The organism is Streptomyces sp. NPDC047880 (assembly GCF_040706515.1).
Taxonomy (GTDB): domain Bacteria; phylum Actinomycetota; class Actinomycetes; order Streptomycetales; family Streptomycetaceae; genus Streptomyces.
This window is the reverse complement of the sequence record NZ_JBEZOK010000009.1, coordinates 208919-234922: the sequence shown is the minus strand read 5'-3', so window position 1 is coordinate 234922 and position 26004 is coordinate 208919. Positions and strand designations below refer to the sequence as shown.

The 26004-nt window shown below is 72.4% G+C and carries 18 protein-coding genes and 1 pseudogene; 9 read left to right on the top strand and 10 right to left on the bottom strand.

Going from position 1 to position 26004, the window contains the following annotated elements; translation table 11 throughout:
* Positions 1 to 50: 50 nt before the first annotated feature.
* Positions 51 to 236, bottom strand: a pseudogene (locus AB0937_RS16975) (SDR family oxidoreductase); the annotation flags it as partial.
* Positions 237 to 704: 468 nt separating this feature from the next.
* On the opposite strand from AB0937_RS16975, the gene AB0937_RS16970 reads away from it, so the two are divergent.
* The 7 genes from AB0937_RS16970 (at position 705) to AB0937_RS16940 (ending at position 10959) form a co-directional block, all read left to right on the top strand.
* On the top strand, positions 705 to 2018 hold the full coding sequence (locus AB0937_RS16970) for an ATP-grasp domain-containing protein (RefSeq protein ID WP_366712494.1): 1314 nt from the start codon (positions 705 to 707) through the stop codon (positions 2016 to 2018).
* Between the two features lie 16 nt (positions 2019 to 2034).
* The gene (locus AB0937_RS16965) at positions 2035 to 4071 is read left to right on the top strand and encodes a CocE/NonD family hydrolase (RefSeq protein WP_366712492.1); all 2037 of its coding nucleotides are present in this window, start codon (positions 2035 to 2037) and stop codon (positions 4069 to 4071) included.
* Positions 4072 to 4146: 75 nt separating this feature from the next.
* Positions 4147 to 4617 (top strand): SRPBCC domain-containing protein, encoded by a 471-nt coding sequence (locus tag AB0937_RS16960; protein ID WP_366712491.1) that lies wholly within the window; start codon positions 4147 to 4149, stop codon positions 4615 to 4617.
* 314 nt (positions 4618 to 4931) lie between these two features.
* Entirely contained in the window at positions 4932 to 6404 is a 1473-nt protein-coding gene (locus tag AB0937_RS16955; protein WP_366712489.1) for a cytochrome P450, read from the top strand.
* Complete coding sequence (locus AB0937_RS16950; protein ID WP_366712487.1) at positions 6388 to 7392, top strand: (-)-alpha-amorphene synthase; 1005 nt, start codon at positions 6388 to 6390, stop codon at positions 7390 to 7392. Before AB0937_RS16955 ends, AB0937_RS16950 begins: the two co-directional genes overlap by 17 nt.
* Positions 7393 to 7584: 192 nt before the next feature.
* On the top strand, positions 7585 to 10497 hold the full coding sequence (locus AB0937_RS16945; protein ID WP_366712486.1) for an AAA family ATPase: 2913 nt from the start codon (positions 7585 to 7587) through the stop codon (positions 10495 to 10497).
* Positions 10498 to 10542: 45 nt separating this feature from the next.
* Positions 10543 to 10959, top strand: a complete 417-nt coding sequence (locus AB0937_RS16940) for a hypothetical protein (RefSeq protein ID WP_366712485.1) — start codon at positions 10543 to 10545, stop codon at positions 10957 to 10959.
* A 28-nt stretch (positions 10960 to 10987) separates the two neighbouring features.
* Here the strand turns inward: AB0937_RS16940 and AB0937_RS16935 are convergent, their stop codons facing one another.
* Positions 10988 to 12472 carry an MFS transporter gene (locus AB0937_RS16935; RefSeq protein WP_366712548.1) on the bottom strand — a complete coding sequence of 495 codons (1485 nt, stop codon included), beginning with the start codon at positions 12470 to 12472 and terminating at the stop codon, positions 10988 to 10990.
* 257 nt (positions 12473 to 12729) lie between these two features.
* Here AB0937_RS16935 and AB0937_RS16930 point away from each other — a divergent pair, with 257 nt between their 5' ends.
* Positions 12730 to 13335 (top strand): response regulator transcription factor, encoded by a 606-nt coding sequence (locus AB0937_RS16930; protein ID WP_366712483.1) that lies wholly within the window; start codon positions 12730 to 12732, stop codon positions 13333 to 13335.
* A 274-nt stretch (positions 13336 to 13609) separates the two neighbouring features.
* On the opposite strand, the gene AB0937_RS16925 is transcribed toward AB0937_RS16930, so the two are convergent.
* The 7 genes from AB0937_RS16925 to AB0937_RS16895 all read right to left on the bottom strand — a co-directional run bounded on the left by AB0937_RS16925 (position 13610) and on the right by AB0937_RS16895 (position 23871).
* Positions 13610 to 15013 (bottom strand): cytochrome, encoded by a 1404-nt coding sequence (locus AB0937_RS16925; RefSeq protein WP_366712482.1) that lies wholly within the window; start codon positions 15011 to 15013, stop codon positions 13610 to 13612.
* A 131-nt stretch (positions 15014 to 15144) separates the two neighbouring features.
* Positions 15145 to 16251 carry an FAD-dependent oxidoreductase gene (locus AB0937_RS16920; RefSeq protein ID WP_366712481.1) on the bottom strand — a complete coding sequence of 369 codons (1107 nt, stop codon included), beginning with the start codon at positions 16249 to 16251 and terminating at the stop codon, positions 15145 to 15147.
* A gap of 161 nt (positions 16252 to 16412) precedes the next feature.
* The gene (locus tag AB0937_RS16915) at positions 16413 to 17576 is read right to left on the bottom strand and encodes a substrate-binding domain-containing protein (protein ID WP_366712480.1); all 1164 of its coding nucleotides are present in this window, start codon (positions 17574 to 17576) and stop codon (positions 16413 to 16415) included.
* A 46-nt stretch (positions 17577 to 17622) separates the two neighbouring features.
* Complete coding sequence (locus AB0937_RS16910) at positions 17623 to 18681, bottom strand: ABC transporter permease (RefSeq protein ID WP_366712479.1); 1059 nt, start codon at positions 18679 to 18681, stop codon at positions 17623 to 17625.
* Entirely contained in the window at positions 18678 to 20228 is a 1551-nt protein-coding gene (locus AB0937_RS16905) for a sugar ABC transporter ATP-binding protein (protein ID WP_366712478.1), read from the bottom strand. The genes AB0937_RS16910 and AB0937_RS16905 overlap by 4 nt, the downstream gene beginning before the upstream one ends.
* A 103-nt stretch (positions 20229 to 20331) precedes the next feature.
* Entirely contained in the window at positions 20332 to 23271 is a 2940-nt protein-coding gene (locus tag AB0937_RS16900) for a SpoIIE family protein phosphatase (protein ID WP_366712477.1), read from the bottom strand.
* Positions 23272 to 23448: 177 nt separating this feature from the next.
* On the bottom strand, positions 23449 to 23871 hold the full coding sequence (locus AB0937_RS16895) for a YjbQ family protein (RefSeq protein WP_366712476.1): 423 nt from the start codon (positions 23869 to 23871) through the stop codon (positions 23449 to 23451).
* 173 nt (positions 23872 to 24044) lie between these two features.
* On the opposite strand from AB0937_RS16895, the gene AB0937_RS16890 reads away from it, so the two are divergent.
* Entirely contained in the window at positions 24045 to 25121 is a 1077-nt protein-coding gene (locus AB0937_RS16890; RefSeq protein WP_366712474.1) for an NAD(P)-binding domain-containing protein, read from the top strand.
* A 22-nt stretch (positions 25122 to 25143) separates the two neighbouring features.
* On the opposite strand, the gene mltG is transcribed toward AB0937_RS16890, so the two are convergent.
* A complete protein-coding gene (gene mltG, locus AB0937_RS16885) occupies positions 25144 to 25989 on the bottom strand; it encodes an endolytic transglycosylase MltG (RefSeq protein WP_366712472.1) in 846 nt (281 codons plus the stop codon).
* Between the last annotated feature and the right edge of the window lie 15 nt (positions 25990 to 26004).

Here is a 26004-nt window from a genome sequence, read left to right as displayed (position 1 = left end):
GCGAGACAGACGTATGCCGGAGCGATCTCCTCGGGCCGGGCCGCACGTCGCAGCGGGGCCTCGCTGCCCCTGTGGGTGAGCCCGTCCGGTGGCATCTGCGGGCCGGCCTCGTTGAGGGGCGTCCGGGTCGGGCCGGGCGCGACCACGTCGGCGCGTACCCCTCGCTCGGCCGGGTGCGTGGTGACGGGCTTGGTCAGCGTGATCAGCGCGGCCTTGGACGCTGCGTAGTCGATCATCGTGGTGCTGCCCTCGAGGGCCCCCTCGGTCGCGGCGGCGATGACCGCGTCCCGGATACGGCAGGGACGTGCGCAGGTGGAAGTACGCGTGGACGTCCGTCTTGAACGTCAGCTCGAAGTTTTCCGCGGTCGGCTGCTCCCCTTACAGCTTGGCGCATGTCGGCCTCCAGGCCGGGCCGCCGCTGTTTGGCGGAGTCGAGGGGCGGGTCCGGCTCGGACACGGCCCGGGGTGCGGACTGTTCCTGCTCGGGCTGCACCTCTTCCCCTTTGCCGGTGTCGTCCACGGTGTCGCTCGGTTGACCGGCCACGCCGTCCTTGCCCGCCCCGCGTTCCCACCTCAGCGGCGGGCATGTCCCTTCTCGCCCGGAACGCGGCGCGGTGCCCGGAGCGGAATGCCGTCGGGCCCGGCGGGTACTCCGACGATCTTGCAAGCCGGCCTTCGGGCCGTACACCGTCGGAAGGAGAGCCGTGTCTGACGAGACGGTGAAGAACGTCTTCGTGATCGGGCTCGACGAGGCCAACCTGCCCACGCTCCAGCAGGTCCCAGGAGCCGACCAGCTGCGTTTTCACCAGCTGCTGACGATCGAGGAGCTGCAGGTCGGCGAAGTGGATCTGCCCGCGCTGCTCGACAAGGCCCAGGGCGTGCTCGACGCGTTCGACGGCAGCATCGACGCGATCGTCGGCTACTGGGACTTCCCGGTCAGCACTCTCGTCCCGATGCTGAGCGAACGCTACGGCACCCGCAGCACCGGCCTGGAGTCGGTGGTCAAGTGCGAGCACAAGTACTGGAGCCGGCTGGAGCAGCAGAAGGTCACCGACCGGCACCCGCGGTTCGGCCAGGTCGACCTGGCGGCCGAGCCGCCGCACCCGCCGGAGGGCGTGAGCTACCCGATGTGGCTCAAACCCGCTCTCTCGTACTCCTCCGAACTCGCCTTCGGAGTCGATGACGAGGAGGAGTTCCGCAAGGCCGTCTCCGAGATCCGCGACGGCATATCCCGCATCGGCCGTCCCTTCGAGCACATCCTCGAACGCATCGACCTGCCCCCGGAGATGAACGGCGTGGGCGGCCGGGTCTGCCTCGCGGAGGAGTCGATGTCCGGCGTCCAGGTCGCCGTAGAGGGCTACGTCCACCAGGGCGAGGTGACCGTCTACGGGGTCCTGGACTCCATCCAGTACCCGGACTCCCCCTGCTTCCTGCGCCACCAGTACCCCTCGATGCTGCCGCCCCCGGCCATCGCGCAACTGCACGACGTCAGCGAGCGGGTGATGCGGCAGATCGGGATGGACTCGGCCACCTTCAGCATCGAGTACTTCTACGACCCGCGGACCCGGGAGATCAACCTGCTGGAGATCAACCCACGGCACTCCCAGTCGCACGCGGAGCTGTTCCAGTACGTCGACGGCGTGCCCAACCACCACTGCATGGTCCGGCTCGCCCTCGGCGAGGACCCGCGCATGCCGCACCGCGAGGGCGAGTACGCCATGGCCGCGAAGTGGTACCACCGCTGGTTCACCGACGGTGTGGTGCGCCGGGTGCCGGGCCCCGAGGAGATCGCCCGCATCGAGCGGGAGACGCCGGGCGTGCGCATCGAGGTCGTCCCCGCGGAGGGCGACCGGCTCTCGGACCTCCCCGGGCAGGACAGCTACAGCTACGAGCTGGCGCACATCTACACCGGCGGGGCCGACGAGTCGGAGCTGCGCGCGAAGTTCGACCACTGCGTGGCCGCCCTGGGCCTGGCCTTCGAGGACGCCCCGGCCGGGGCCGACGCCACGCGAAAGTGAGGAGCACGTCACTTCCATGCGTTACGTGACCAACCTGCCGTACGAGACGAAGGAAGAAGAGCACGTCACGATCCCGATGTCCGACGGGGTCCGGCTCTCCGCGCACATCTGGCGCCCGACCTCCTCCGACCAGGAGCCGGTGCCGGCGGTGCTGGAGTACATCCCGTACCGCAAGCGCGATCTGACGGCCGTACGGGACTCGATCCACCACCCCTATCTGGCCGGGCACGGTTACGCCTGTGTCCGCGTAGACCTGCGCGGCACCGGCGACTCGGAGGGTGTGCTGCGCGACGAGTACCTGGAGCGGGAGCAGGCGGACGCCGAGGAGGTCCTGGCCTGGCTGGCGGAGCAACCCTGGTGCGACGGCGGCACGGGCATGATGGGCATCTCCTGGGGCGCGTTCGCGGCGCTGCAGGTGGCGGCCCGCCGGCCGCCGTCCCTGAAGGCGATCGCCATCGCCTCCTTCACCGACGACCGGCACGCCGACGACATGCACTACATGGGCGGCGCCCTGCTGTCGGACAACCTCGCCGAGGCGGGCACCATGTTCGCCTACGGCACCTGCCCGCCCGACCCGGCCGTGGTGGGCGAGCGCTGGCGCGAGATGTGGCACGAGCGGCTGGAGAACACCGAGCCGTGGGTCCTGGAGTGGCTGCGCCACCAGCGCCGCGACGACTACTGGCGGCACGCCTCGGTGTGCGAGGACTACGCGAGTGTGAGCTGCCCGGTCCTGGCCTCCAGCGGCTGGGCGGACGGCTACTCCAACGCAGTGACCCGGCTGCTGGGGAATCTGGACGTGCCCCGCAAGGGGCTGATCGGGCCCTGGTCGCACAAGTTCCCGCACCTCGGGGAGCCCGGGCCCGCGATCGGCTACCTCCAGGAACTCGTGCGCTGGTGGGACCACTGGCTCAAGGGCGTCGACAACGGCGTGATGGACGGCCCCATGCTGCTGGCTTGGATGCAGGACAGCGTGCCGCCGTCCACCTCCTACGAGGAGCGTCCCGGCCGCTGGGTGGGCGAGCCGGACTGGCCGTCCCCGCACATCCGGCCCGTCAGGCACCCGCTCGGCCGGCACACGATCGGACCCGCGCAGGACGGCGCGACGGTGCCGGAGGCCGGTGCGGCGATGACCGTGCGCTCACCGCTGTCCGTCGGCCAGTTCGCGGGCAAGTGGGCCTCCTACAACGCGCCGCCGGACCTGCCCTATGACCAGCGCGAGGAGGACGGCGGTTCCCTCGTCTTCGACAGCGAGCCGCTGACCGAGCAGGTGGAGATCCTCGGCTCGCCGAGCGTGGAGCTCGACCTGTCGGTCAGCGAGCCGGTCGCCCTGGTGGCCGCGCGGCTGTCCGACGTGAGCCCCGACGGCGCGGCGACCCGTGTCTCGTACGGCATCCTCAACCTGACCCGCCGTGACAGCACGGAGTCGCCCGAGCCGTTGGAGCCGGGCCGGCGCTACCGGGCGACCATCCCGCTCAACGGTGTGGCGCAGGCGTTCCCGCCGGGCCACCGCATCCGGCTGTCCTTGTCGACGTCCTACTGGCCGCTGGCCTGGCCCGCGCCGAAACCGGCCCTGCTCAGCGTCCACGAGCACTCCAGCACGCTCACCCTGCCGGTGCGGCCGGTGGACGAGCCCGACGAGGTGCCGTCCTCGCCCTTCGGCGAGCCCGAGGGAACTCCGCCGCTCACCGTGACCCAGGTGACGCCCCCGGAGGAACGCTGGGACGTGAAGCGGGATCTGATCGACTACCGCTCCGAGCTGGACATCGTGAAGGACCGGGGCACGGTCCGCTTCGAGGACATCGGCCTGGAGTCCGGCCGGCGCGCCCATGAGCGCTACAGGGCGGTCGCCGACGACTTCACGTCGGTCGGCGGCGAGACCACGTGGACCATGCGGTTCCGGCGGGACGACTGGGACGTGCGGGTGGTCACCCACACCCGGCTCACCTGCGACGAGTCGGACTTCTTCGTCGACGCGACCCTCGACGCGTACGAGTCCGACCGCCGGGTCTTCTCCCGCACCTGGAACGAGAAGGTCCCCCGCGACCTGCTGTAGCCCGCATTCCTGGGCCGGGAGGCGCGGCAGCGCTTCCCGGCCGCGCGCGGCGGCGGCTGCCCCTAGGGTGGCCTCATGTACACCTCACGGGTCTCCGGCCATGTCGACGCTCCCCGTGCCGCCGTCTACCGGGCGCTGGTGAGCGCCGAGGCGATCGCGTGCTGGCGGGTGCCGTCCGGGATGCGCGGCGAGGTGCACGAGTTCGACGCCCGCGAAGGCGGCAGGTTCCGTGTCTCGCTCACCTACGAGGCACCGGACGCCTCGGGCAAGTCCTCCGCGCGCACCGACACCTACCACGGGCACTTCGCCCGGCTGGTGCCGGACGAGCAAGTGGTGGAGGTGCTGGAGTTCGAGGCGGCCGACCCCGCGCTGGCCGGCGCCATGACGCTCACGACCACGCTCACCGACGCCGAGGGGGGTGGCACCGACGTGCTCATGGTGCACGAGGGCGTCCCGGACGCGGTGCCCGCCGCGGAGAACGAGACGGGCACGCGCATGGCCCTGGCGAACCTGGCCCGGCTCGTGGGGACCGGCGGCTCCTTCTGAAACCGCATTTTCGCCTGGATGCGCACATTCCGCGCATGCCGAGCATCCCGCGCATTCCGAGTATTCCGTTTATTCCGTGTATGCGAAAAAGACATCCGGACCACCCCAGAAGTGGGAGTGACGGAAGCGGACAGCCTTTCGCATGACGTGCTTCGGAAGTGATTCACCCAGCGCTTCCCTGTGCACCCGTGCGCCCCCTTGGAGAAAGGGTTCGCCAAGTCGACGGCCCGTTTGCACTGGGCAGGACATGGGGCAAGCGCCGCATCGGTGAAACTCACCGTTTTCCCCAGGTCGACTGAAGCAGGTGGTATGCGATGAACGGCTGCGTTCCTGAATCGGAACAGGCATGGACGGTCGGTACTGCTCCCGGCATATTCCCATCCATCGGCCACGGTATCGCCCTGTTCCGTCGGCCGCTGCAGTTTTTGAATTCCCTTCCCGCGCAGGGCGATCTGGTGGAGATACGCCTGGGCCCCCAGCGGGCGTGGATGGTGTGCCACCCGGAACTCGTCCACCGGATGCTCCGGGACACCCGCACGTTCGACAAGGGCGGCCCTCAGTACGAGAGGCTTCGGGTGCTGATGGGCGACGGCGTGGTCACCTGCCCGCACGCGGAGCACCGGCGTCAGCGCCGGTTGCTGCAACCCACGTTCCGCCCCGCCGGCGTCGCCGCGCAGACGAGGGTGATGGCCGAGGAGGCCGCGGCGCTGTGCCGGGACTGGCGTACCGGACAGCGGATCGATGTCAGTGCCGTCACCCTGAGTCTGACCACCCGGCTGATCAGCAGGCTGCTGCTGTCCGACTCGCTCGGTCCGGCCGCGGCCGACGAGGTGCGGCACTGCCTCGCCGCTATCGTCCGCGGCCTGTTCGTACGCACGGTCGTACCGGTCGACGCCCTGTTCCGGCTCCCCACGCCCGCCAACCGCCGTTACCGGCGCGCGGTGGAGCGGGTGCGCGAACTCATCGACACGGCCGTCGACGAGCGCCGCCGGGGCACTCCCCGCGATGATCTGCTGGGGCTCCTGCTCGCCGCCGCCGGGACCGGCGACGGCGCCCCGGTCACCGACGGGGAGGTCCACGACCAGCTGGTCTCCCTGCTGCTCACCGGTTCCGAGAGCCCTTCCATGTGTCTGGCCTCCGCCTTCAGCCTCCTGGCGCAGCACCCGGAGGCGGAGCGGCGGCTGCACGCCGAGGTCGACACCGTCCTCGCCGGCCGGTTACCGGACGTCGACGACCTGCCGCGGCTGGTCTACACCCGGTCCGTCCTCACCGAGACGCTGCGCCACTCACCGCCCGGCTGGCTCTTCACTCGGGTCACCACCAGGGAGACGGAGTTCGCCGGTCGCCGGCTGGCGCGGGGGACCACGATCCTTTACAGCCCCTACCTCCTGCACCACGACCCCGCGTCGTTCCCCGAGCCCGACCGGTTCCTGCCCGAGCGCTGGCTGGAGGGCGAGGCCCCCGCCGGTCCGCACGGGGCGCTGATCCCGTTCGCCGCGGGCAGCCGCAAGTGCATCGGCGACCTGTTCTCCATGGCCGAGATGACGGTGTCGCTGGCGACCGTCGCCGGCCGCTGGCGACTACGGCATCCGGCCGGACGCATCGCGGCACCGCGCCCCGGGGCGACGCTGGGGCCGAGGTCCCTGACCATGATCTGCACGTCACGGGCGGACGCACCGGGCGGCACCGCCCCGCACGCCGTCGCCCTCACACCCGGAGCCGTGACCGCGGCATCCGGGACGGAGAACACCCGGAGGGACGGTGACAACGGTGTCCACCACGCATGAGGGTGGTGCGGTGGTCACGCAGGACGTGCTTCCCTCGTCCACCTTGGTGGAGCTGATCGACGCGCACCTCTACATGCCCTATCCGTTCCGGCGCAATCCGCACGAGCCGGCGGCCGCGGCGGGTGTCGACGAGTGGCTGCGCACGACCGGACTGAGCGGCGAGCCGGGCGTCACGGCCATGATCTCCCACACCCGCCCGGCCGAACTCGCCTCCTACAACAGCCCGGACGCCGATGCCGGCATCCTGCAGCTCGTGGCCCGCCAGATCGCCTACCAGTTCGTCTTCGACGACCGGGCCGAGGAGGTCGGGCGGCACCGGCCCGGCCGGTTGCTGCCCATGCTGGGCGAGAGCGTCGCGATCCTGCGGGACGGCTCACCCCCCGGCACTCCTCTGGGAGCGGCGCTGTGCGATCTCTACCAGCAGGTCCGCGAACGGTGCACCCCCGCACAGGCCGCACGCTGGGCGTGGAAGAGCCGCGAGTACGTGCACGGGCTGCTGTACGAGTCGGTGGCCCAGACTCACCCCTCCCCCCTGCGGTCCGGGCTGTGCACCTCGATACGGTCCCTCACCGCGGGCGTCGAGCCGTTCCACCCGCTGTGCGAGGCCGCGCAGCCGTGCGAGCTGACCTCCGAGGAACTCCACCACCCGCTCATGCGGCAGCTGAGCCGGCTGTCGGCCGACGCCGCGGTGTGGATCCCCGACCTGTTCTCCGCGGTCAAGGAGCAGCGCGCCGGCGAAATGATCAACCTGGCGCTCGCCTACCAGCGGGCCCACCAGTGCCCTCTGCCGGTGGCCGTCACCCTGGCCATCCAGCAGATCAACCGCACGATCCGCGAATTCGAGAGGCTCCAGGCCGAGATCGCACCGGAGCTGAGCCCTTCGGGCATCGGCTACGTGGACGGCATGGCAGGCTGGATCCGCGGCTGCTACTACTGGTCCCGCACCGTTCCGCGCTACGCGGACGCGGCGGCGCCGGTGCCGCGGTGAGGGGGCCGCCGTCCGAGTGCGCGGCACGTGCACATTCGGGTCACGGTACCCACCCGGCCCGCCTCTCACACGGCTGCGGCAGGTGATTCACCCTTCTTCGTCGTGCTCGTTCCAGAATGCGGAACGGCGCCCATCGGGAGACATACGCTCGCGCTGCCTCCCGATGGCCGACGACAGGAAGCGGTACGGCACATGGCGAACGAGCTGCGGCAACCCACACCCGAGAACCGGCCGTTGCTCGAGCGCCGCAAGGAGCTCCGGGCTCTCGACTCGGCGTTGGCGGGCCTGCGGGACACCGTCGACGGCGTGCCGCAGGCACCGCGCGGTGGGCTTCTCGCCTTCACCGGTCCGGCCGGGATGGGCAAGACCTCCCTGCTGACCGAGGCCCGCGCCCGCGCCCGGGAGCAGGGGTTCACCGTGCTGTCGGGCCGAGGCGGTGAGAAGGAGCAGGAGCCGGCGTTCCGTCTGGTGCGCCAGGTCGTCCAGCCAGCGCTGGCGTCGATGGACGAGGAGGAGCTCCGTGCCTTCCTGGGCGGCTGGTACGACATCGTCGCCGCCGCCCTCGGGCTGGTCGCCACGCCGAGCGGCCATGTCCCGGACCCGACCGGGGTCCGGGACGGTCTCGACTGGGTGATGACACGTCTCGCGGTGACGCGTAAGCCCTTGGTGCTGCTGCTGGACGATCTGCACTGGGCTGACGCCGAGTCACTGACCTGGCTGACCTCGTTCGCGCCGCGGGCCGTGAACCTGTCGCTGCTGATCGTCGTGGCCTTCCGGCCCGACGAACTGCCCCTTGAGGCGGCGGCGTTCGGATCTCCCTCCGCCGACCTGGGGAACCGTCCGTTCGCACTGGCGCCGCTCAGCTCCACGGCCGTGGCCCGGATCGTCCGGGACGAGGTCGGTGAAGAAGCCGAGGACGCGTTCTGCGAGGAATGCTGGGAGATCACCGGCGGGAGCCCGTTCGAGGCCGTGGAGCTCTCCATCCGGCTCGGCGAGCGCAAGCTGCGGGGTACCAGCGAGGACCTGCCCACGATGCGCGACCTGGCTGCCGCGGTGAAGGGGCCGGGGCTGATCGAGCGGCTCCAGCAACTGGGCACCACCACCGTCCGCTTCGCCTACGCCGCAGCCGTCCTCGGTCAGGCCATCCGGCCGGAACTGGCCGCCCGCATCGCGGCGATCGGCGGCACCGCGGCGGCAGAGGCCACGGAGAAGCTGCGCGCCGCCCGCGTCCTGGCCGACGGTGAGGTGTCCGGCGAGACGCTGGAGTTCCTCCACCCGCTGATCGCCGGCACGATCTACCGGTCCATCGGGCCGAGCCTGCGGGAGGGCCTGCACAACTCGGCAGCCGAAGCCGTCCGGGCGGCCGGCCTCGGCTGCGCCGCCGCGGCCCGGCACCTGCTGGAAGTCCCCTGCGAAGGCAGCGCCGAGGCCGTGACCTGTCTGCGGGAGGCCGCCCGTGAGGCGCTGCACTCCGGCGCCCCGGAGGCGGCCCGACGGCTGCTGAACCGGGCTCTGCAGGAACCACCACTGCCGGAGGAACGCGCCGCGCTGCTGCACGAACTGGCCTGCGCGACCTTCCTCATCAAGCCGACGGCGACCGTGACGCACCTGCGGGAGGCGCTCGCGGAACCGGGCATCGACCCCGAGCTGCGGGCCTCGATGGTGTACCGGCTGACCCAGGCTTTGGCCCACACCGACCGGATGGCGGAGGCCGCGACGGTGGCAGCGGACGAGGCGCGGCGGGCCGCCGCCCATCCCCGCATCCGGCTGCGGATGCGGGCCGACCACTTCGTGTGGAGCGCGTTCCGCACCGACGAGGTCGACTCGTCGGGTCGTTCGCGCAGGCTGGCCCGGCTCGCCGACCGGCTGACCGGGCGCGGTCTGGAGGAGCGCTACATCCTCGGGTCGCGCGCCTGGGACGCGATGATGTGCGGCGAGCCACGGCAGAAGGTCCTCGCCTACGCCGAGAAGGCCCTGCGCGGGGGACTGAGCTGGACCCACGAGAACCGCGGGTTCGAGGTACCCGTCTCGGTCGCGCTGGTGTTCATGTACTGCGACCAGCCGCGACGGGCCGAGGAACTGTTCGCCAGGGGCATGGCCGAGTGCGAGTCGAAGGGCTGGCGCGGCTCCCACCTGGCCCTGGGCCAGACGCTCTCCGGGTACATCCGCTACCGTCGCGGCAGCCTGGCCGAGGCCGAGAACCTGGTGCGGGAGGGCCTGAGCATCGCCGATCGGGTGGAAGGCGCGGTGCCCGCCCAGTGGTTCGCCATCGGCATCCTGATCCAGACCCTGCTGGCCCGAGGCCGCGTCGTCGCGGCACGGCGACTGGCCGACAGGTACCGCTACGGCGACGTCATCCCGAACGCCGTCATCTACCCCGACCCGCGCACCGTCTACGCCGAACTGCTCCTGGAGGAGGGGCGGTCCGACGAGGCCGCGGACCTCCTGACCGATGTCGGGGAGTGGCTGGAGGGGCGGGAATGGCGCAACCCCGCGTGGTGCCCCTGGCAGCTGGGACTGGCCTCGGCCCTGTCGCGCACCGCTCCCGACCGGGCGGTGCGGCACGCCCAGGACGCGGTGAAGCGGGCCCGGGACTTCGGCGCGGCGTCCGCGATCGGCCAGGCGCTGCACACGCAGGCGGAGGTGACGGGCGGTGAGGCGGGGCTCGACCTGCACGCGCAGGCCGTCGACCAGTTGCAGCAGTCGCCCGCCGCGTACGAACTGGCCCGTGCCCTGGTCGGCCACGGCGCCGCACTGGCCCGCGACGGCCGACTGCACCAGGCCGCCGACCGGCTGTACCAGGGTCTGGAAGGGGCGGTGCACTGCGGTGCGGAGGGCCTGGCCGCCCGGGCCAGGAGGGAACTGTCCGCGGCCGGGCTGCGGCCGCTGCCGCTGCGCTACGCACAGACCGACACGCTCACGGCGCAGGAGCGCAAGGCCGCCGAGATGACGGTGGGCGGCCACACCGCGGCGGTCGTGGCCGAGGAACTGCGCCTCACCGAGGAGGGCGTGCGGCAGCTCCTCTCGTCCGTCTACCGCAAGATCGGCACGGACTCGGCGGGCCTGGTCACGGCACTGGAGACGTTCCCGCGACCGCGGCCGTAACGGCCCTGCGCGCACCGGGCCGGCGGACAGGGCCCGGCCGGGTCCGTGAAGGCCGGGTGCCTGCTCACCGCGGCCGTGCAGGCGGCTGACGACGTCTGCGGGCCGGTCGCCACGCTCGGCCAGGTCGAGCAGCACCCGGGCTGCCCGGTCCGCGCTGCGGCCGACCGCATCGTCGTCAACTTCCGCGCGCTACCGGGCCGACGCGGTCGTCGTCAACCTCGGCACCGACGACGTCTGCTGTACGCCGACTGGAACCGCGCCGCACTCACCCCGGGCCCGCCGCAGACCGAGGCCGCGGTGACCGCCGCCATGGCCGGCGGGGACACCCGGGTGTCCTTCGTCGACACGACCGGCCGGCTGGGGTCGGGCGACCTGACGGACTCGGTGCACCCCGACGACCGGGGACACCGGGTCATCGCCGACCGGCTGGCGCCGGTCATCGCGGCGCGGATCGGTTCGTAGCGGGGCTTCGAGGCGGCGGGGCCGGGCCTCACATCGGGCCGGGGCCCGCTCCTCCTCCCTTGAGGCGTTCCAGGTCGGAGGGGCGTACCTGGATGACGACCAGGGCGATCAGTGCGGCCACGGCGGTGAAGATGGCGGCCATGACGAAGGCGGCCGAGACACCGGCGGTGAGGATCTCGTCGGACCAGGGTTTGGGCAGCTGCCCGGTGCGTTCGAAGCGGATGCGTTCGGCCGGGGTCGCCTGCCGGAGGAAGTCCGGGACCTGCTTGTCCGCCTCGTTGGTGCTGGCCGTGCCGTACATCGTGACCAGGATCGACAGGCCGAGGGAGCCGCCGACCTGCTGGGTGGCGTTGAGGAGCCCGGAGGCCGCCCCGGTTTCCGGCGTGGGGACGTTGGACAGCGCCATGAGGGTCAGCGACACGAACTCCATGCCCATGCCCAGACTGAAGACGAGCATCGGGCCGAGGACGCTGCCCGCATAGGTGGAGTGGACATCGGTCAGGGTGAGCCAGGCCAGGCCGGCCGCCGCCAGAATCGCGCCCACCACCATGAACGGCTTGGGCCCGTAGACGGGCAGGAAGCGCGAGGCGAGTCCGGCTCCGACGGCGATGACCGCGCTGACCGGCAGGAAGGCCAGTCCGGCCGAGAGCGGGCTGAACCCGAGCACGTTCTGCACGAAGAGCGTGAGGAAGAAGAACATGCCGAAGATGGCCGCGGCCAGGCACAGCATGATGCCGTAGGTGCCGGCACGGTTGCGGTCGGCGAACATGTGCAGCGGCGTGATGGGCTGTCTCGAACGCCGCTCGATCATGATGAAGGCCGCGAGCACCACGACCGCCCCGGCGAACGAGGCGAGAGTCAGGGCATCGCGCCAGCCGTCCTGGGCGGCCCTGATGAAGCCGTAGACGAGCAGCACCATGCCCGCGGTGGACGTGAGTGCGCCGGCGATGTCGAAGCGTCCGGGATGCCGCTCCGACTCCCTGATGTATCGCGGTGTGGCGAGCACGATGAGCAGGCCGATGGGCACGTTGACGAACAGCACCCACCGCCAGTTCAGCCACTCCACCAGCATGCCTCCGGCGAGCAGGCCGATCGCACCGCCGCCGGCCGAGACCGCGGCGAACACCCCGAAGGCGCGGTTGCGTTCCGGGCCCTCGCGGAAGGTGGTGCTGATCAGGGCGAGGGAGGTCGGGGAGGCGATGGCGCCGCCGACGCCCTGGAGAGCGCGGGCACCGAGGAGTTGGCCGGCGTTCTGGGCGAATCCGCCGAGCAGGGAGGCGAACACGAAGAGCAGTACGCCGAAGACGAAGACGCGCCGCCGGCCGAGGATGTCTCCGGCCCGGCCGCCGAGCAGCAGCAGACCGCCGAAGGTGAGGGTGTAGGCGTTGACCACCCAGGACAGGCTCGTGGTGGAGAACTCCAGCGAACTCTGGATGTGCGGCAGCGCGATGTTCACGATGGTGATGTCGAGGACCACCATCAACTGGCACGAGGCGATGACGAGCAGAGCCATCGCGTTCCCGCCACCACCGGATTCCCTGGTGGTGGCCGCCTGTGGTGAAGCCGGCTGCGGGCTGCTGCCTGCGGTATCCACCGTTCGACGGTACGCCCGGCCCCCACACCCCACCACTCGATCACCGGCGGCCTCGGGCGGCGGCTCGCGCGGGGCCGTCCGGGGGCGGAAGCGGCCCGAACTGAAATGTCGGCGGTGTGCGGTGATAATCCGATCAAGGCGGCCTGATGGGCCGCGTACGGCGGAGAGGAGCGACCGTGATCCGCGTTCTTCTCGTCGAGCGGACTCGTCTCCTGCGGGGAGCGTTCGCCGCGCTGCTGTCGCGGGAGGACGACATCGAGGTCGTCGCCGAGGCCGAGGGCAACGGCGACGTGCTGGCGCGTGCCCTGGTGTGCCGGCCGGACGTGGCGGTGATCGGCGTGGATTCCCGGGAGGGCGAGGAGGTCGCCGTCCGCGGTGAGCTGCGGACGCGGCTGCCGGAGTGCCGGATGCTGCTGATGATGGCCTCGACGACCCCCGAGCGGCTGCGCCGCATGCTCGACCTGCGCGCGGCCGGTGTCATCAGCACCAACGCCCCGCCGGACCGGCTGGTCCACGGGGTTCGCAAACTGGTGCGGGGGCAGCGGTTCGTCGACCCGGAGTTCGCGCTGGCCGCGCTGGACGCGGGAGCCAACCCGCTGACCCCGCGCGAGGTGGAGGTGCTGCGGCTGACCGCCGACGGGACGCCCACTCGGGAGATCGCCGAGCGGCTGTTCCTGTCCGCGGCGACGGTCCGCAACCATCTGTCGGCGATCACCCGGAAGACCGGCGGACGCAATCGGATCGACGCCATCCGGATCGCCACGGAGTCGGGCTGGGTCTGAGCCTCACTCCCCCGCCCCGGCCCCCGCCCCGGTCCGCCCGTGACGGAGAGGGTGACGGAGAAACGGCCCCTGACACGGAAACGGCCGGGCAGGTCATCGAGGTGTACCTGCCCGGCCCCCGTGGGCCCTCGCGCCCTTTCCCGGGTCTGATACGAGCATCGCAGCACGGGAGCGCCGCCGGCCAGTACCTTTTGTCACGTCTGCGCTGTGAAAGCGTCATCCGGCAACCGTGAGGAACGCCTACGGGACGGGCGTTCGGCTCGGTCCCCGCATCTCAGCGTCCGCCGCGGATGAGGCCCGTCAGATAGCGCCACAGCGAGGAGCGCTGCCGGGCGGAGGGGTCGGGCAGGACCTCGTCGGCCACCCCGGGAGCGGGGTCGTCCGTCCACGGCCGCGGGGGCGGCGCGGAGGCGAGTTCGTAGCGCACGGGCAGGGAGCGCAGGCCGCGCATGAACGGTGAGGAGCGCCAGGGCAGTTGGTCGGCGGGCAGGGCGAGGTCGAGGTGGTCGAAGCGCTCGAAGAGGCGTCCCACTCCGGCCGCCGCGACCGTCGAGGCGAGCTCCCGGGCCGGGCACTGGCGCGGTCCCGCTCCCCAGGAGAGGTGGGCGCGGGTGCTGATGGTGGTGCCCGAGGCGACGTGGCCGGCGAAGAGCGGGTCGGCGTGGGCGGCGCCCGGGGAGACCCACACCGGGTCCCCGGCGCGGATGGTGTAGTCGCCGAGGGGGGTGTCCCGGGCCGCGAAGCGCGGGACGAAGTTGACCAGCGGCGGCTTGCGCATGACCACCCGGTTCATGCTCTCCCTGACCATCCCGGCGGACAGGCTGGCGCGCACGCTGGCTTCGCCCGAGATGACCTCCACCACGGTGTTGGAGATGAGGATGCCGACGTGGTCGGACGTCATGCCGAGCAGCATGAACAGCTCGCGGGCGAGCTGGTCGAGCGAGAGGTCCGGGTGGGCGGCCAGCAGGTACGAGGGGAAGTCGTCGCCCGGCTTCTCCAGCTTGTGCGCGGCCAGTTCGGCCAGGGTCGCCAGCAGGCGTTCCAGCGCGGCCTCGGCGTCCGGGCCGGCGTCGAGCACGCGCCACATGTCCATCAGCGCGTCGTCGCCCTGCGAGCCGGGGAAGCCCAGCAGATGGCTGGCCACCATCAGCGGCAGCGGCCGGGAGAACTGCGCGGACAGATCCGCGACCCCGGTCCTGCCGCCCTGCCCGACGAGGGTGATCAGTTCGTCGGCGTAGGCGGTGACGGCCGACTTCAGGCGCTTGGCCTGGGGGTGGCGGGGGTCCTGGAAGGGCTTGAGGGCGGCGTCCCAGGCGGTGCGCAGCGGGCGGTAGCCGGGGCCGCCCTGGATCAGGATGTGGTTGACCTCCAGGGAGGGTCCGAGCGGCCAGTCGGCGGGGACCCTGCCCTCGGTGCGGGCACGCCAGTTCTCCAGGCCCTTGGGCCAGCCGTCGTCGTCCTGGAGCACCTGGAGCGACTCGCGGTAGCCGAGCACCAGCCAGGCCGGCACCCCCAGGAGGTCGACCGGCGCGACGGGGCCGTGCTGCCGCCGGAGCCGCTCGTAGACGAGCGCGGGACGCGTCTCGTAGTCCCTGGTCAGCAGCGGTTCGGGCCGGAGTTCCTCCAGGCTCGTGCCGTCCAGGTCCACGGATCCGCCGTCACCCCGCTGGGATTCCATCCTCTTGCCACCCTCCGACACACCCTGTACCGGCACACCATCAGCCGGTAGCCGAAACGGTGGGGACCCTACCCCAGCGTGAACTCGCGGGTAACGACGGGGGTGGGGTGGCGGGGGCGGCCCGGCCGCGGTCAGGCGGCGGTGTAACCGAGTTGACGGCGCATGTAGGGGGTCAGCAGGCTCTTCGCCTTGGCCAGGGTGGTGGTGCGGCTGCCGAGCACGGCGGACTCGCCACCGGGCACGGGCAGCACGGTCAGTCCGTCGGCGGGTCCGAAGGGCACGATGAGCGGGGTGCGCCGGGTCGGGCGGTAGAGGCGCGGCTCCCTGCGGTGCTTGCCCGAACTGAGCAGGTAGGCACGGATGTTGTGGGCGGCCGTGTCGGCCTGGGCGAGGGCGGCGGGGGTGACCTTGAGTTCACTGACGTCGTTCACGTCCCCGACGGCGAACACGTCCGTCCTTCCTGCCACCCGGAGCGTCCGGTCGACCTTGACGCGGCCGGCTCCGTTGAGCCAGTCGCCGTGTCCGGCCAGGCGCAGCCAGAGGGTGTTCGGGGTGGTGCCCGTGGCCCAGAAGGACAGGTCGGCCTCGACGATCGCGCCGCGTGCGTCGCGGTAGGTGCCGAATTCGGTGCCGGGCGACATGAAGGAGTCGAGGCGCACCCGGACGTCGTGGGACTCCAGCCAGGCCAGTGCCTTGCGTCCCGGGCGGGCCAGGCCCGCGGAGTCGAGCAGCGCGGACCCGGAGTGGGCGAGGGTGACCCGGGCGTCGGGGCGGGCGAGGCGGATCTCGGCGCTGAGTTCGACGCCGCCGGGTCCGCCGCCGACGACCAGGACGTGCTCGGCCGTGGCGATGTCGCGCTGGTGCTCGGCGAACGACTTGGCCGCTTCCTCGGTGGTGGTGCCGGTGAAGCGGGCCGGCTCGGGGTAGTCGGCGCCGGTGGCGATCACGACCACGTCGTACGGCAGGCGCTCACCGGTGGCGAGGACGACCTGCCGCTCCGCGGTGTCGATGCGGACGGCCTTGCCGGTGACCACCCGGCCGTGGCGCAGCAGCCGGTCGTAGGGGATGAAGGGCGTGTGGGTCCACTCGGGGCGCACCCCGGCGCGCAGGGAGGCGACACGGTGGAAGAAGACCTCCTTGCGGTCGACCAGCGTGACCCGGGCCGTTCCGTCGAGCCGCCTGGCCAGCCGGACACCGGCGTAGCCGCCGCCGATCACCACTACGTCGCCGTCGTACACACCGAGTCTCCTGTACCTGGTGGGGGGAGCGAGGGCCGCCGCGGGCCCCGCTCGGTCGACCCTCGGCGGCCACTCGGCTGACGCGACAGTAGCGTTTGAAAGTTAAAGGAACTTCGGGATTCCGTGCATGTTCCGTGAAGGGATCGGTATCTGCCGTGCCGTCACTTCCCCCAGATCTTCCGGTAGGCCTCCCGGTATCCCGAGGGATCCCAGGCGGTGGCGCCTTGACTGTTGCGGGCGGTGGCGATGTGCACGGGGGCCACGTACCCGCTGTCGGGACGGCCGGAGAAGGCGCGGTTGAACTCGTCGACGATCTGCCAGCCCTGGAGGGACAGCGGCTCGGGCACGGTCGCGGCCTGGTACTGCCTGCTGTTGACGCGCTGGAAGGCCGACGGGTCGCCGTCGCCGGCCCCGATGTTGAACGGCGGGCCGGAGCCCTTCTCACCGGCGGCGCGGAAGGCGGGGGCGGCATCGGCGAAGTACAGGTCGTTGATGGCCACGGAGTGCGTCCAGAGGTCCTGGAAGCGGGAGAGCAGGGAGGAGATCTCCCGCGGGGTACGGCTGCTCGCGTCGGGGATCGGGATGTTCTCCACCGAGAGCAGCCGCACCCCCTGGCAGGCGGCCAGTTCCTTGCGGATCAGGTCGGACTTGTTCCGCGCGAAGGGGATCGACGCGTCGGTGATGAGCACGACCCCGGCACGGCCGTCGGAGTCCGAGATGATCCACTGCGCGCTGATGCGGGCCACGTCCCGGACACGTGTGGTGACGTTGGTGAAGAGGTCGGGCCGGCGGCTGGGGCCGGGGTCGGGGACCGCGTGCCAGCCGATGAGCGGGATGTCCTGTGCGGCGGCCCGGGCGGTCTGCCGGGCCGTCGAGTCGGGGTCGAACCCGCCGATGACGATGCCCGAGGGCCGCAGGGAGACGGCTTCGCTCATGGCCGCCTGGATGCCGGCCGGGGTGCCGCCGCCGTCGATCACCCGGACGTCCCACCCGATGGCCCGGGCGGCGTCCCGTACTCCGTTCGCCGCGCCCGCGACACCGGGGTTTGTCATGGTCTGGGCGACGTAGACGAGGTTCTTGCCGGACACCGCAGTCGGTCCGCCGGTGGGCCCTTCCCAGGGGATGTCGTTCCGCTCCGCCCGGGTGACGGCTTCGCGGGCCCGGGCGTGGACGGCGGGGCAGCCGCTCGGGCCCGTGGTGGTCTCGTCCACGTCGTCGGAAGAGCCGCGTTCGCAGCCGGTGAGGACGGCGACGGTGGCCAGCAGGGCGCACGAGGCGAGCCGCGCGGTGCGCACGGCGGGGGCGGCCTTGCGGGTGTGGTGCACGGGAGCTCCAGTGAGGGATCGACGCGGCGGGACCTGCCGTGGGGGCTCAGGGTGGGTCGGTGCCGCCCTGGCGCGCCGGAGGGGACGGGGGCGGCGCGGCGGGTGTGTCGCGCGCGGCGCCCCCGCTCAGCCGGCGGCGGGCGGCATAACCGGCCAGGCCCACGGCGATGAGCAGGGTCCCGCCGTTGAACAGCGGGACCGTCCAGAACTCGGCGCCCAGCTGGGCGATGCCGGTGAGGCCGACGGCCAGGACGGCGACGGCGACGACGGTGCCGAGGGCGTTGGGCCGGCCGGGCTTGATCGCGGTGGAGCCGAGGAGGGCGCCCACGAAGGCGGGCAGCAGGTAGTCGAGGCCGACGCTCGGGTTGCCGATCTGCTGCTGGGCGGCGAGCAGCACACCGGCGAAGCCGACGATCAGCCCCGAGGCGGCGAACGCGTGGACGGTGTACCGGCGGGTCGGGATGCCCATGAGGTCGGCGGCCCGCGGGTTCGACCCGACGACGTAGAGGTACCGGCCGAGCGGCAGCCGTTCCAGGACCAGCCAGAGGACGGCCGCGAGGGCGAGCACGTAGAAGGCGGGGACCGGGAGGCCGAGGAAGGAGGAGTCGTAAAGGTCGGTGAACGCCGGGGGCAGGCCCTGCGGCCCGGGGACGATCCGGCCGCCGTCGGTGATCCAGCCGGTCACGGCGTACATCATGCTGCCGGTGCCGAGGGTGGCGATGAAGGAGTCGATCCGGCCGAACTCGACGACCACGCCGTTGAGGACGCCCACGACCAGCCCACCGGCAAGCACGGTGAGGCAGGCGAGCGGCCAGGGCCAGTCCTCGTTGACGACGAGCTGCAGCACCATCACATGGGCCAGGCCGAGGCCGTAGCCGATGGAGAGGTCGAACGCGCCGGTGACGACGGGCACCATGGCGGCGAGTGCCAGGACCGCCGGGATCGACTGGTTGGAGAGGATCGAGTCGAGGGTGTCGAGCGTGGGGAAGGTGTCCGGCAGGGCCAGGGAGAAGGCCAGATAGAGCAGTGCGGTGAGGGCGAGCAGGCCGTAGGCGCCGATGTGGTGGCCGCCGGGCCGGCGCCGCGGCCGGGGCGGGGATGTCACGGGTGCCCGGCCGGGGACGGGGGCAGGGCCGAGGCCGCCCGGGTGAGTCCGGCGACGGTGAGGGCGGGGCCGCTCAGCTCGGCCGTCACGGTTCCGCGCACGAAGACCAGCGTGCGCCGGCACACGCTCGCCACCTCCTCGAAGTCGGTCGACAGCAGCAGCACCGCGAGGCCCGCGTCCAGCGCCTCGTGGAGCAGGCGGTGGATCGCGGCCTTGGCGCCGACGTCGACGCTCGCGGTCGGCTCCTCCAGGATCAGCAGCCGCAGGTCCGTCCGCAGCCAGCGGCCGAGCACGACCTTCTGCTGGTTGCCGCCGGACAGGGTGGCGAGGGGTGTCTCGGTGTCGCGGGGGCGCACCGAGAAGCGGTCGAGCAGGGCGGCGGCCCGGGCGCGTTCGCCACGGGGCCCGATCCAGCGCGGCGCGGATCCGCCTCCCGCTCGCGGGTTGGCCAGGAGGTTCTCCCGTACGGTCAGCTCGGCGAGGCAGCCCTCACGCAGCCGGTCGCCCGGCACCAGACCGGCTCCGCGGCCGACGGCCTCCGCGACGGTGCGGGGCCGGTACGGCCGCCCGTGCAGCACGGCCCGTCCCTCCAGGAGCGGGCGGGCGCCGGCGAGGGCGCGGCCGAGGTCCATGTGTCCGGCGTCGGACAGGCCGACCAGCCCGAGGACTTCCCCGGCGGCGAGTTCGAGGCTCACGGGCCCGGCCCGGGCGGTGCGCACGCCGTCGAGGGTCAGGACGGGGGCTGCGCGGTCCGCCGTCACAGTGGGCCGGTGGGCGGCCGGTTCTTCCGTCTCGCCGACGATGTCGCGGACCAGTCGCTCGGGGCTGTGTCCGGCGAGCCGGCCGTGGCTGACGAGCCGGCCGTCGCGCAGGACGGCGAAGGTGTCGGCGACGCGGTAGACCTCGTCGAGGCGGTGACTGACGTAGAGGATCGCGTGTCCGCCATCGCGCAGGTCGTGCAGGACGCGGAAGAGCCGGGCGCAGTCCGCGGCGGGCAGGCGGGCGGTCGGCTCGTCGAGGACGATGAGCCGTGCGTGTGCCGCCAGGGCCCGGGCGATCGCCACCAGGGAGCGGTCGGCGGGTGAGAGGTCGGAAACCGGCGTGCCGGGATCGAGGTGCGCGGCGACGACGCGCAGGGCCGCTACGCAGCGCGCGCGGGTGCGCCGCCAGGAGATCAGCCCCGACCGGCGGCCGTACCCGTTGGTCAGGGCGATGTTCTCGGCGACCGTCATCCACTCCACGAGACCGAGGTCCTGGTGGATGAACGACATGGCCCGGGTGGCGGCGGGGCTGCCGAGGGGCTCCCCGGCGACGGTGACCTGCCCCGCTTCGGCGTGGTGGACTCCGGCGAGGATCTTGATGAGTGTGGACTTCCCCGCCCCGTTGGGCCCGAGGAGGGCCAGGACGCTGCCGGGGTGGACGTCGAGGTCGGCTCCGGCCAGCGCGACGGTACCGCCGAACCGTTTACTCAGTCCGCGGATCCGGACCAGGGGTTGCGGCCCGAAGGCCGAAGCCGTCTCCGGGGGCGGGTCGGGAACGTCGCGCACGCGATCAAATTACAGCATTTCAGGCATTTCTCGGCCTGTTGCGGCACCAGCCCGCTGCGGCACCGAGGGGAAGGGCCTCCCGGTCACCTGGCTGGGACTCGTCTCACGCCGCGTCGAGCCCGCACTCGGCCCAGATCACCTTGCCCTCGGGCAAGTAGCGGGTGCCCCAGCTCTGCGACAGCTGGGCGACCAGGAACAGGCCGCGCCCGCCCTCGTCCGTACTGGCCGCACGGCGCAGGTGCGGTGCGGTGTTGCTGGCGTCGGAGACCTCGCAGATCAGGGTCCGGCCGTAGAGGAGCCGCACCCGGATGGGCTCGGCGCCGTGCCGGACCGCGTTGGTGATCAGCTCGCTGAGGATCAGCTCCGCGGCGAACGCGGTCTCGTCGAGCCCCCAGCCGGACAGCCACCGCACGGCGGACGCCCGCACCTCGCCGACCAGCGCCGGGTCGGCGGACAGCTCCCAGGTGGCGATGCGGCCGGGGTTCGCGGCGTGGACGCGGGCGACGAGCAGGGCGATGTCGTCGTGCGGATGCGCGGGCGCCACGGTGTCCAGGACGGCCCGGCAGGTCTCCTCCGGGGCGCGCTCGGGATGGGCCAGGGCCTCGCGCAACTGCTCCAGGACCACGTCGACGTCACGGTGCCGGTCCTCGATGAGCCCGTCGGTGTACAGCACGAGCTGGCTGCCCTCGGGAAGGTCGACCTCGACGGCGTCGAAGGGCAGGCCCCCGAGCCCGAGCGGCGGCCCGGCCGGCAGGTCGGGATAGGTGACGGCGCCGTCGGGGCGGACGAGCGCGGGCGGCGGATGACCGGCGCGTGCCATCAGGCACCGCTGCTCCGCCGGGTCGTAGATGGCGTAGAGGCAGGTCGCACCGATGACGCCGACGCCCTTGCCGTCGGGGTCCTCCCGGTCGAGGCGGCCCACGAGGTTGTCCAGATGGGTAAGGACCTCGTCCGGCGGGAAGTCCAGCTCGGCGAAGCTGCGGGCGGCGGTGCGCAGCCGGCCCATGGTGGCCGCGGAGAGCATGCCGTGGCCGACGACGTCACCGACGAGGAGACCGACGCGCGCGCCGGGCAGGGGGATGACGTCGTACCAGTCGCCGCCCACGTCGGCCTCGGCGGGCAGGTAGCGGTGGGCGACCTCGACGGCGTCCTGGTCGGGCAGACCGTGCGGGAGGAGCCGGCGCTGGAGGGCCAGGACCATGGTGCGTTCGTGGGTGTAGCGCCGGGCGTTGTCGATGGACAGGGCCGCACGGGAGGCGAGTTCCTGGGCCAGGGAGCGGTCGTCGTCGCCGAAGGTGCCGCCCGAGCGGTAGAAGGTGGCGACGCCCAGGACGACACCGCGGGCGAGCAGGGGCACCGCGATGAGGGAGTGGACGTGGGCCAGCAGGCGGGCGGTCGGCTCGGGGTCCTGGGCGAGCCAGCCCGCGGCGGCCTTCAGGTCCGGTTCCAGCACGGCCTCGCGGCTGCCGAGGCAGCGCAGATGGGGCGTGGCGGGGCCGAAGTCGATGCGCTTGCCGGGCGGAGTGAAGGGCAGATCCTCACGGATGCCGTGGACCACCGTGCGGCGCAGATCGGCGAGCGGGTCGGCGGGCTCCTCGCCGCGCAGCACGGCGTCGGGCAGGTCGATGGTGACGAAGTCGGCCAGTCCGGGGACCGCGGTCTCCGCCAGTTCCTCAGCGGTGCGGCGCACGTCCAGGGTGGTACCGATGCGGGTGCTGGCCTCGGACAGCAGCTCCAGGCGCCGACGGGCCGCCAGGGCGTAGGCCCCGACCTGCGGCTCTCCGAGCATCACCAGCCCCCGGGCCGCACCGGCCTCCTCGGACCGCCCGCCCGCGGCGCGCCCGCCTCCACTGCCCGCGCGGGCTCCGCCGGGCTCGGGACCGCTCCGGGCCTCGACGCCCGTGACGGCGGCACCGGGCTCGGCGAGACCCTGCCCGTCCGCTTCGCCGGGCCCCGCCGCCGCACCCTCTCCCTCGGCCGTCACGGTCGGGGCGGGGGCGGTGTCGAGTCGCCCGGGCGGCAGGGTGAGCGCCGGGCGCGCGGCGGACAGCGGGACCGTGGGGGCGGTGAGGCCGGACAGGTCGTCCGTCTGATGCGGTATGACGAGCGGCTCCCCCGTGGGCAAGCCGGGCAGCACAACCTCGATGGCGATGCCCCGCACACCGGAGCCGCTCGTCACCGGGCGGCTCACCAGCGTCACCCGCCGGCCGTCGGGCAGGGTCACCTCGATGGCACCGCGCTGCGCGCCGGCGATCAGCTCGGCGGCCCGCTCCTGGAGGATCGCCTGGTCACGGGGATGGAATACGTCCGCCAGGGCGTCCAACGCCACGCCACGACGCGGACGGGCGTCCCCGGCTCCGGCGGCAAGGTACGTCCGAAGCAGGGCCCGTTCGCGCGCGGAACTCTGCCCGAGGAGCCGCCGCTCGATGCCCTCGGCGGCCCGGCGGATGGCGACCCCCAGCGCGGGCCGTTCGAAGGTGGGTGGATATCCGAGGCACAGGACACCTTCGATGCGGCCGCTGAGCGGGTCCCTCACGGGCATCGCGACACAGGCGTTCCGCTGTGCGCGCTCGGCGAAGTGCTCGGCGCCGTGGACCCGGATGAGCTGCCGTTCCGTCAGGGCGAGCCCGATGCCGTTGGTGCCTGCGACCTGCTCGGCGAACACGAATCCCGGGACGATCTGGAGGTCCGGGAGGCTCCGGGTCATCGCCGGGTCCGCGAAGCGGCGCAGCAGGACCGTCCCGTTGGCGTCGGCGACCGAGATGTTGACCGGGCTGCCGGCGAACGTGGCCTGCAGCCGGTCGAGCACCGGCACGGCGGCCCGGACAATACGTCCGCCCGGGTCGAAGTCCTCCCGATAGGGGAGGTCGAAGGTGTCCGGCGACAACCCCAGGGACCGGCAGCGCTGCCACGAGTTCAGGATGGACGTCCGCACGCCCGTCTCTACGGGCTCGCCCTGGAGGAAGAGCTCACGCAGACTGGCGGGTCCCGTGCCATCCGTCGCACGCCCCGCCGGCCTGGGTTCCTCGCCGGACCGAACCACGCTTCGCCTCACTTGCGCCCGCGGAAATCCGCAGCTCGGGAAGAGAATCTGGCATTGATGAGAATACGGGCATTATGGTCGGGCGTCACGGCGCGCCGGGGCATACGGGGCCGGCGCCGGAGGCCGGCCGGGGCGAACGGGGCCCTCGGCCGGAGGCCGGGCGGGGCGCAGCCGTGCTCACCCCAGGAAACTCAGGCGCACCTTGCGTTCCGGGTTGTCCTTGTTGGTGTCCACCAGGCACACCGACTGCCAGGTGCCGAGCTCCAGCCGGCCGCCCAGCACGGGCAGGGTGGCGTGCGGCGGGACGATGGCTGGCAGCACGTGGTCGCGGCCGTGACCCGGGCTGCCGTGGCGGTGCTGCCAGCGGTCGTCGGCGGGCAGCAGGGTGTGCAGGGCGGCCAGAAGGTCGTCGTCGCTGCCCGCGCCGGTCTCCAGGACGGCGATGCCGGCCGTCGCGTGCGGAACGAAGACGTTGAGGAGGCCGTCACGGCCGGCGGCCGCCTCACGCAGGAAGGACTCACAGTCGCCGGTGATGTCGAGGACCCGCTCCGCGGTACCGGTGCTGACGTTCAGGACTCGGGTGGTGAAGACATCTGACATGCCCCCATCCTGACGCACGCGCCGGGCCGCTCCGTGCCGGACTCCGGTTCGGCGCGCCTCCTGCCGTCGTCCACGCGTGCCGGCAGCGCGGTGACCGTGAAGGGCCACGCCACCGCCCGGACGGGAAGATCCACGCCGGGAAGATCCACGGCTCCGCAGCGGTTAGTGGAAATGTGAACAACATGCGCGAGGTCGACGTGGTCGTCACAGGCGCGGGCCAGGCAGGTCTGGCGGCCGCCTATCACCTGCGGCGATCGGGTTTCGAGCCGGACCGCGACTTCGTGGTGCTGGACCACTCCCCCGGCCCGGGCGGCGCCTGGCAGTTCCGCTGGCCGTCGCTGACGTACGGCAAGGTGCACGGGATGCACGCGCTGCCGGGCATGGAACTCACGGACGCGGACCCGCGGCGGCCGTCCGCCGAGGTGATCGGCGAGTACTTCGACCGCTACGAGCGCACCTTCGACCTGCGGGTCAGGCGCCCGGTGGACGTGCGGGCCGTGCGCGAGGGGCCCGGCGGGCGCCTGCTCGTTCAGACCACGGACGGCGTGTGGTCGACACGGGCGCTGATCAACGCGACCGGTACCTGGGACCGGCCGTTCTGGCCACGCTATCCGGGCCAGGAGACGTTCAGGGGGCGGCAGTTGCACACGGCGCAGTACCGCGGGCCCGAGGAGCTCGCCGGGCAGCGGGTCGTGGTAGTGGGCGGCGGCGCCTCGGGGACCCAGCATCTGCTGGAGATCGCCTCGTACGCGGCGGCCACGACCTGGGTGACGCGGCGCCCGCCCGTCTTCCGCGAGGGACCCTTCGACGAGGAGGCGGGCCGTGCGGCGGTCGCGCTCGTCGAGGAACGGGTACGGCAGGGCCTGCCGCCCCGCAGTGTCGTCTCGGTCACCGGGCTGCCGCTCAACGACGCGATCCGGCAGGGCATCGAGGACGGGGTACTCGACCGGCAGCCGATGTTCGACCGGATCACGCCCACCGGTGTGGAGTGGGCCGACGGGCGTCACATCGAAGCCGACGTCATCCTCTGGGCCACCGGCTTCCGCGCCGCCATCGACCACCTCGCCCCGCTCCGGCTGCGCGCCCCCGGCGGCGGCATCCGTATGGACGGCACACACGCGGCAGCCGACCCCCGCGTCCACCTCGTCGGCTACGGCCCTTCGGCCAGCACCATCGGAGCCAACCGGGCCGGACGCGCGGCCGTACGGGACATCAGGCGACTGCTGGAGCGGGAGCCGGCCGCGGCGTGACCCGGGCGGGGACACAGGGCAGTCACCCGGCGGCCGGTGCCCCGCTCTTCTTGCTGTGGGCGTTGAACTCGGCGACGTTGCGCTGGTGTTCCCGGTAGTCCGCCGTGAAGCGGGTGTCGCCCGGCCGGACCGTGACGAAGTACAGCCAGTCGCCCGCGGGCGGATTGACGGCCGCGCGCATGGCCTCCTCGCCCGGGCTGTCGATCGGCGTGGGCGGCAGGCCCATGCGCTGGTACGAGTTGTAGGGGCTGTCGATCCTGGTGTCGCTCTCCGTCGTGCGGAGGGTGGAGCGGTTGAGGGCGTAGTTGATGGTGGAGTCCATCTGCAGGGGCATGCCGCGTTCCAGGCGGTTGAAGATGACCCGGGCCACCTTGCCCATGTCGGCCCTGGTGGCCGCCTCCGCCTGGACGATGCTCGCGATGGTGACGGCCTGGTACACGTTCATGGCGTTGCGCTGCGCCCCGGCGGCGATGGGCGCGCCGTTGAACTTCTGGTTCGCGGTGTCGACCATCGTCGCCAGGAGCTTCTCCGGCGTGGCCTTCTCCTGGAGCGGATACGTGGCCGGGAAGAGGTAGCCCTCCGGATTGCCCTCGGCGTCGTTCGGAAGTTTCAGCGCGGCCTTGTCCAAGGACTTCTTCGTACTGCCGGCGGGCAGGGCCAGGGCTTTGTCGATGGCCGCGTACACCTGGCTCGCGCGCCATCCCTCGGGGATGGCCAGGGTCGTGGGCCGGCTCTCTCCCTCGCTACCCAGGGTCAGCAGCGGCACCGCCACGGCGGTACCGACCACGACGGCTCCGGTCGCGACGAGGACGATGCGGCCCCGGCGCGTCAGTCGAATCGCGCTCCGTGGCGGAGTGTTGTTCTGCATGCGGGCACGGTAACC

What these genes read in the sequence shown, in the direction of transcription:
- AB0937_RS16965 (WP_366712492.1), top strand. Translation starts at nt 2,035, where the DNA reads ATGCGTTACGTGACCAACCTGCCGTACGAGACGAAGGAAGAAGAGCAC.
- AB0937_RS16960 (WP_366712491.1), top strand. Translation starts at nt 4,147, where the DNA reads ATGTACACCTCACGGGTCTCCGGCCATGTCGACGCTCCCCGTGCCGCC.
- AB0937_RS16955 (WP_366712489.1), top strand. Translation starts at nt 4,932, where the DNA reads ATGAACGGCTGCGTTCCTGAATCGGAACAGGCATGGACGGTCGGTACT.
- AB0937_RS16945 (WP_366712486.1), top strand. Translation starts at nt 7,585, where the DNA reads ATGGCGAACGAGCTGCGGCAACCCACACCCGAGAACCGGCCGTTGCTC.
- AB0937_RS16935 (WP_366712548.1), bottom strand. Translation starts at nt 12,472, where the DNA reads ATGGCTCTGCTCGTCATCGCCTCGTGCCAGTTGATGGTGGTCCTCGAC.
- AB0937_RS16925 (WP_366712482.1), bottom strand. Translation starts at nt 15,013, where the DNA reads ATGGAATCCCAGCGGGGTGACGGCGGATCCGTGGACCTGGACGGCACG.
- AB0937_RS16895 (WP_366712476.1), bottom strand. Translation starts at nt 23,871, where the DNA reads ATGTCAGATGTCTTCACCACCCGAGTCCTGAACGTCAGCACCGGTACC.
- mltG (WP_366712472.1), bottom strand. Translation starts at nt 25,989, where the DNA reads ATGCAGAACAACACTCCGCCACGGAGCGCGATTCGACTGACGCGCCGG.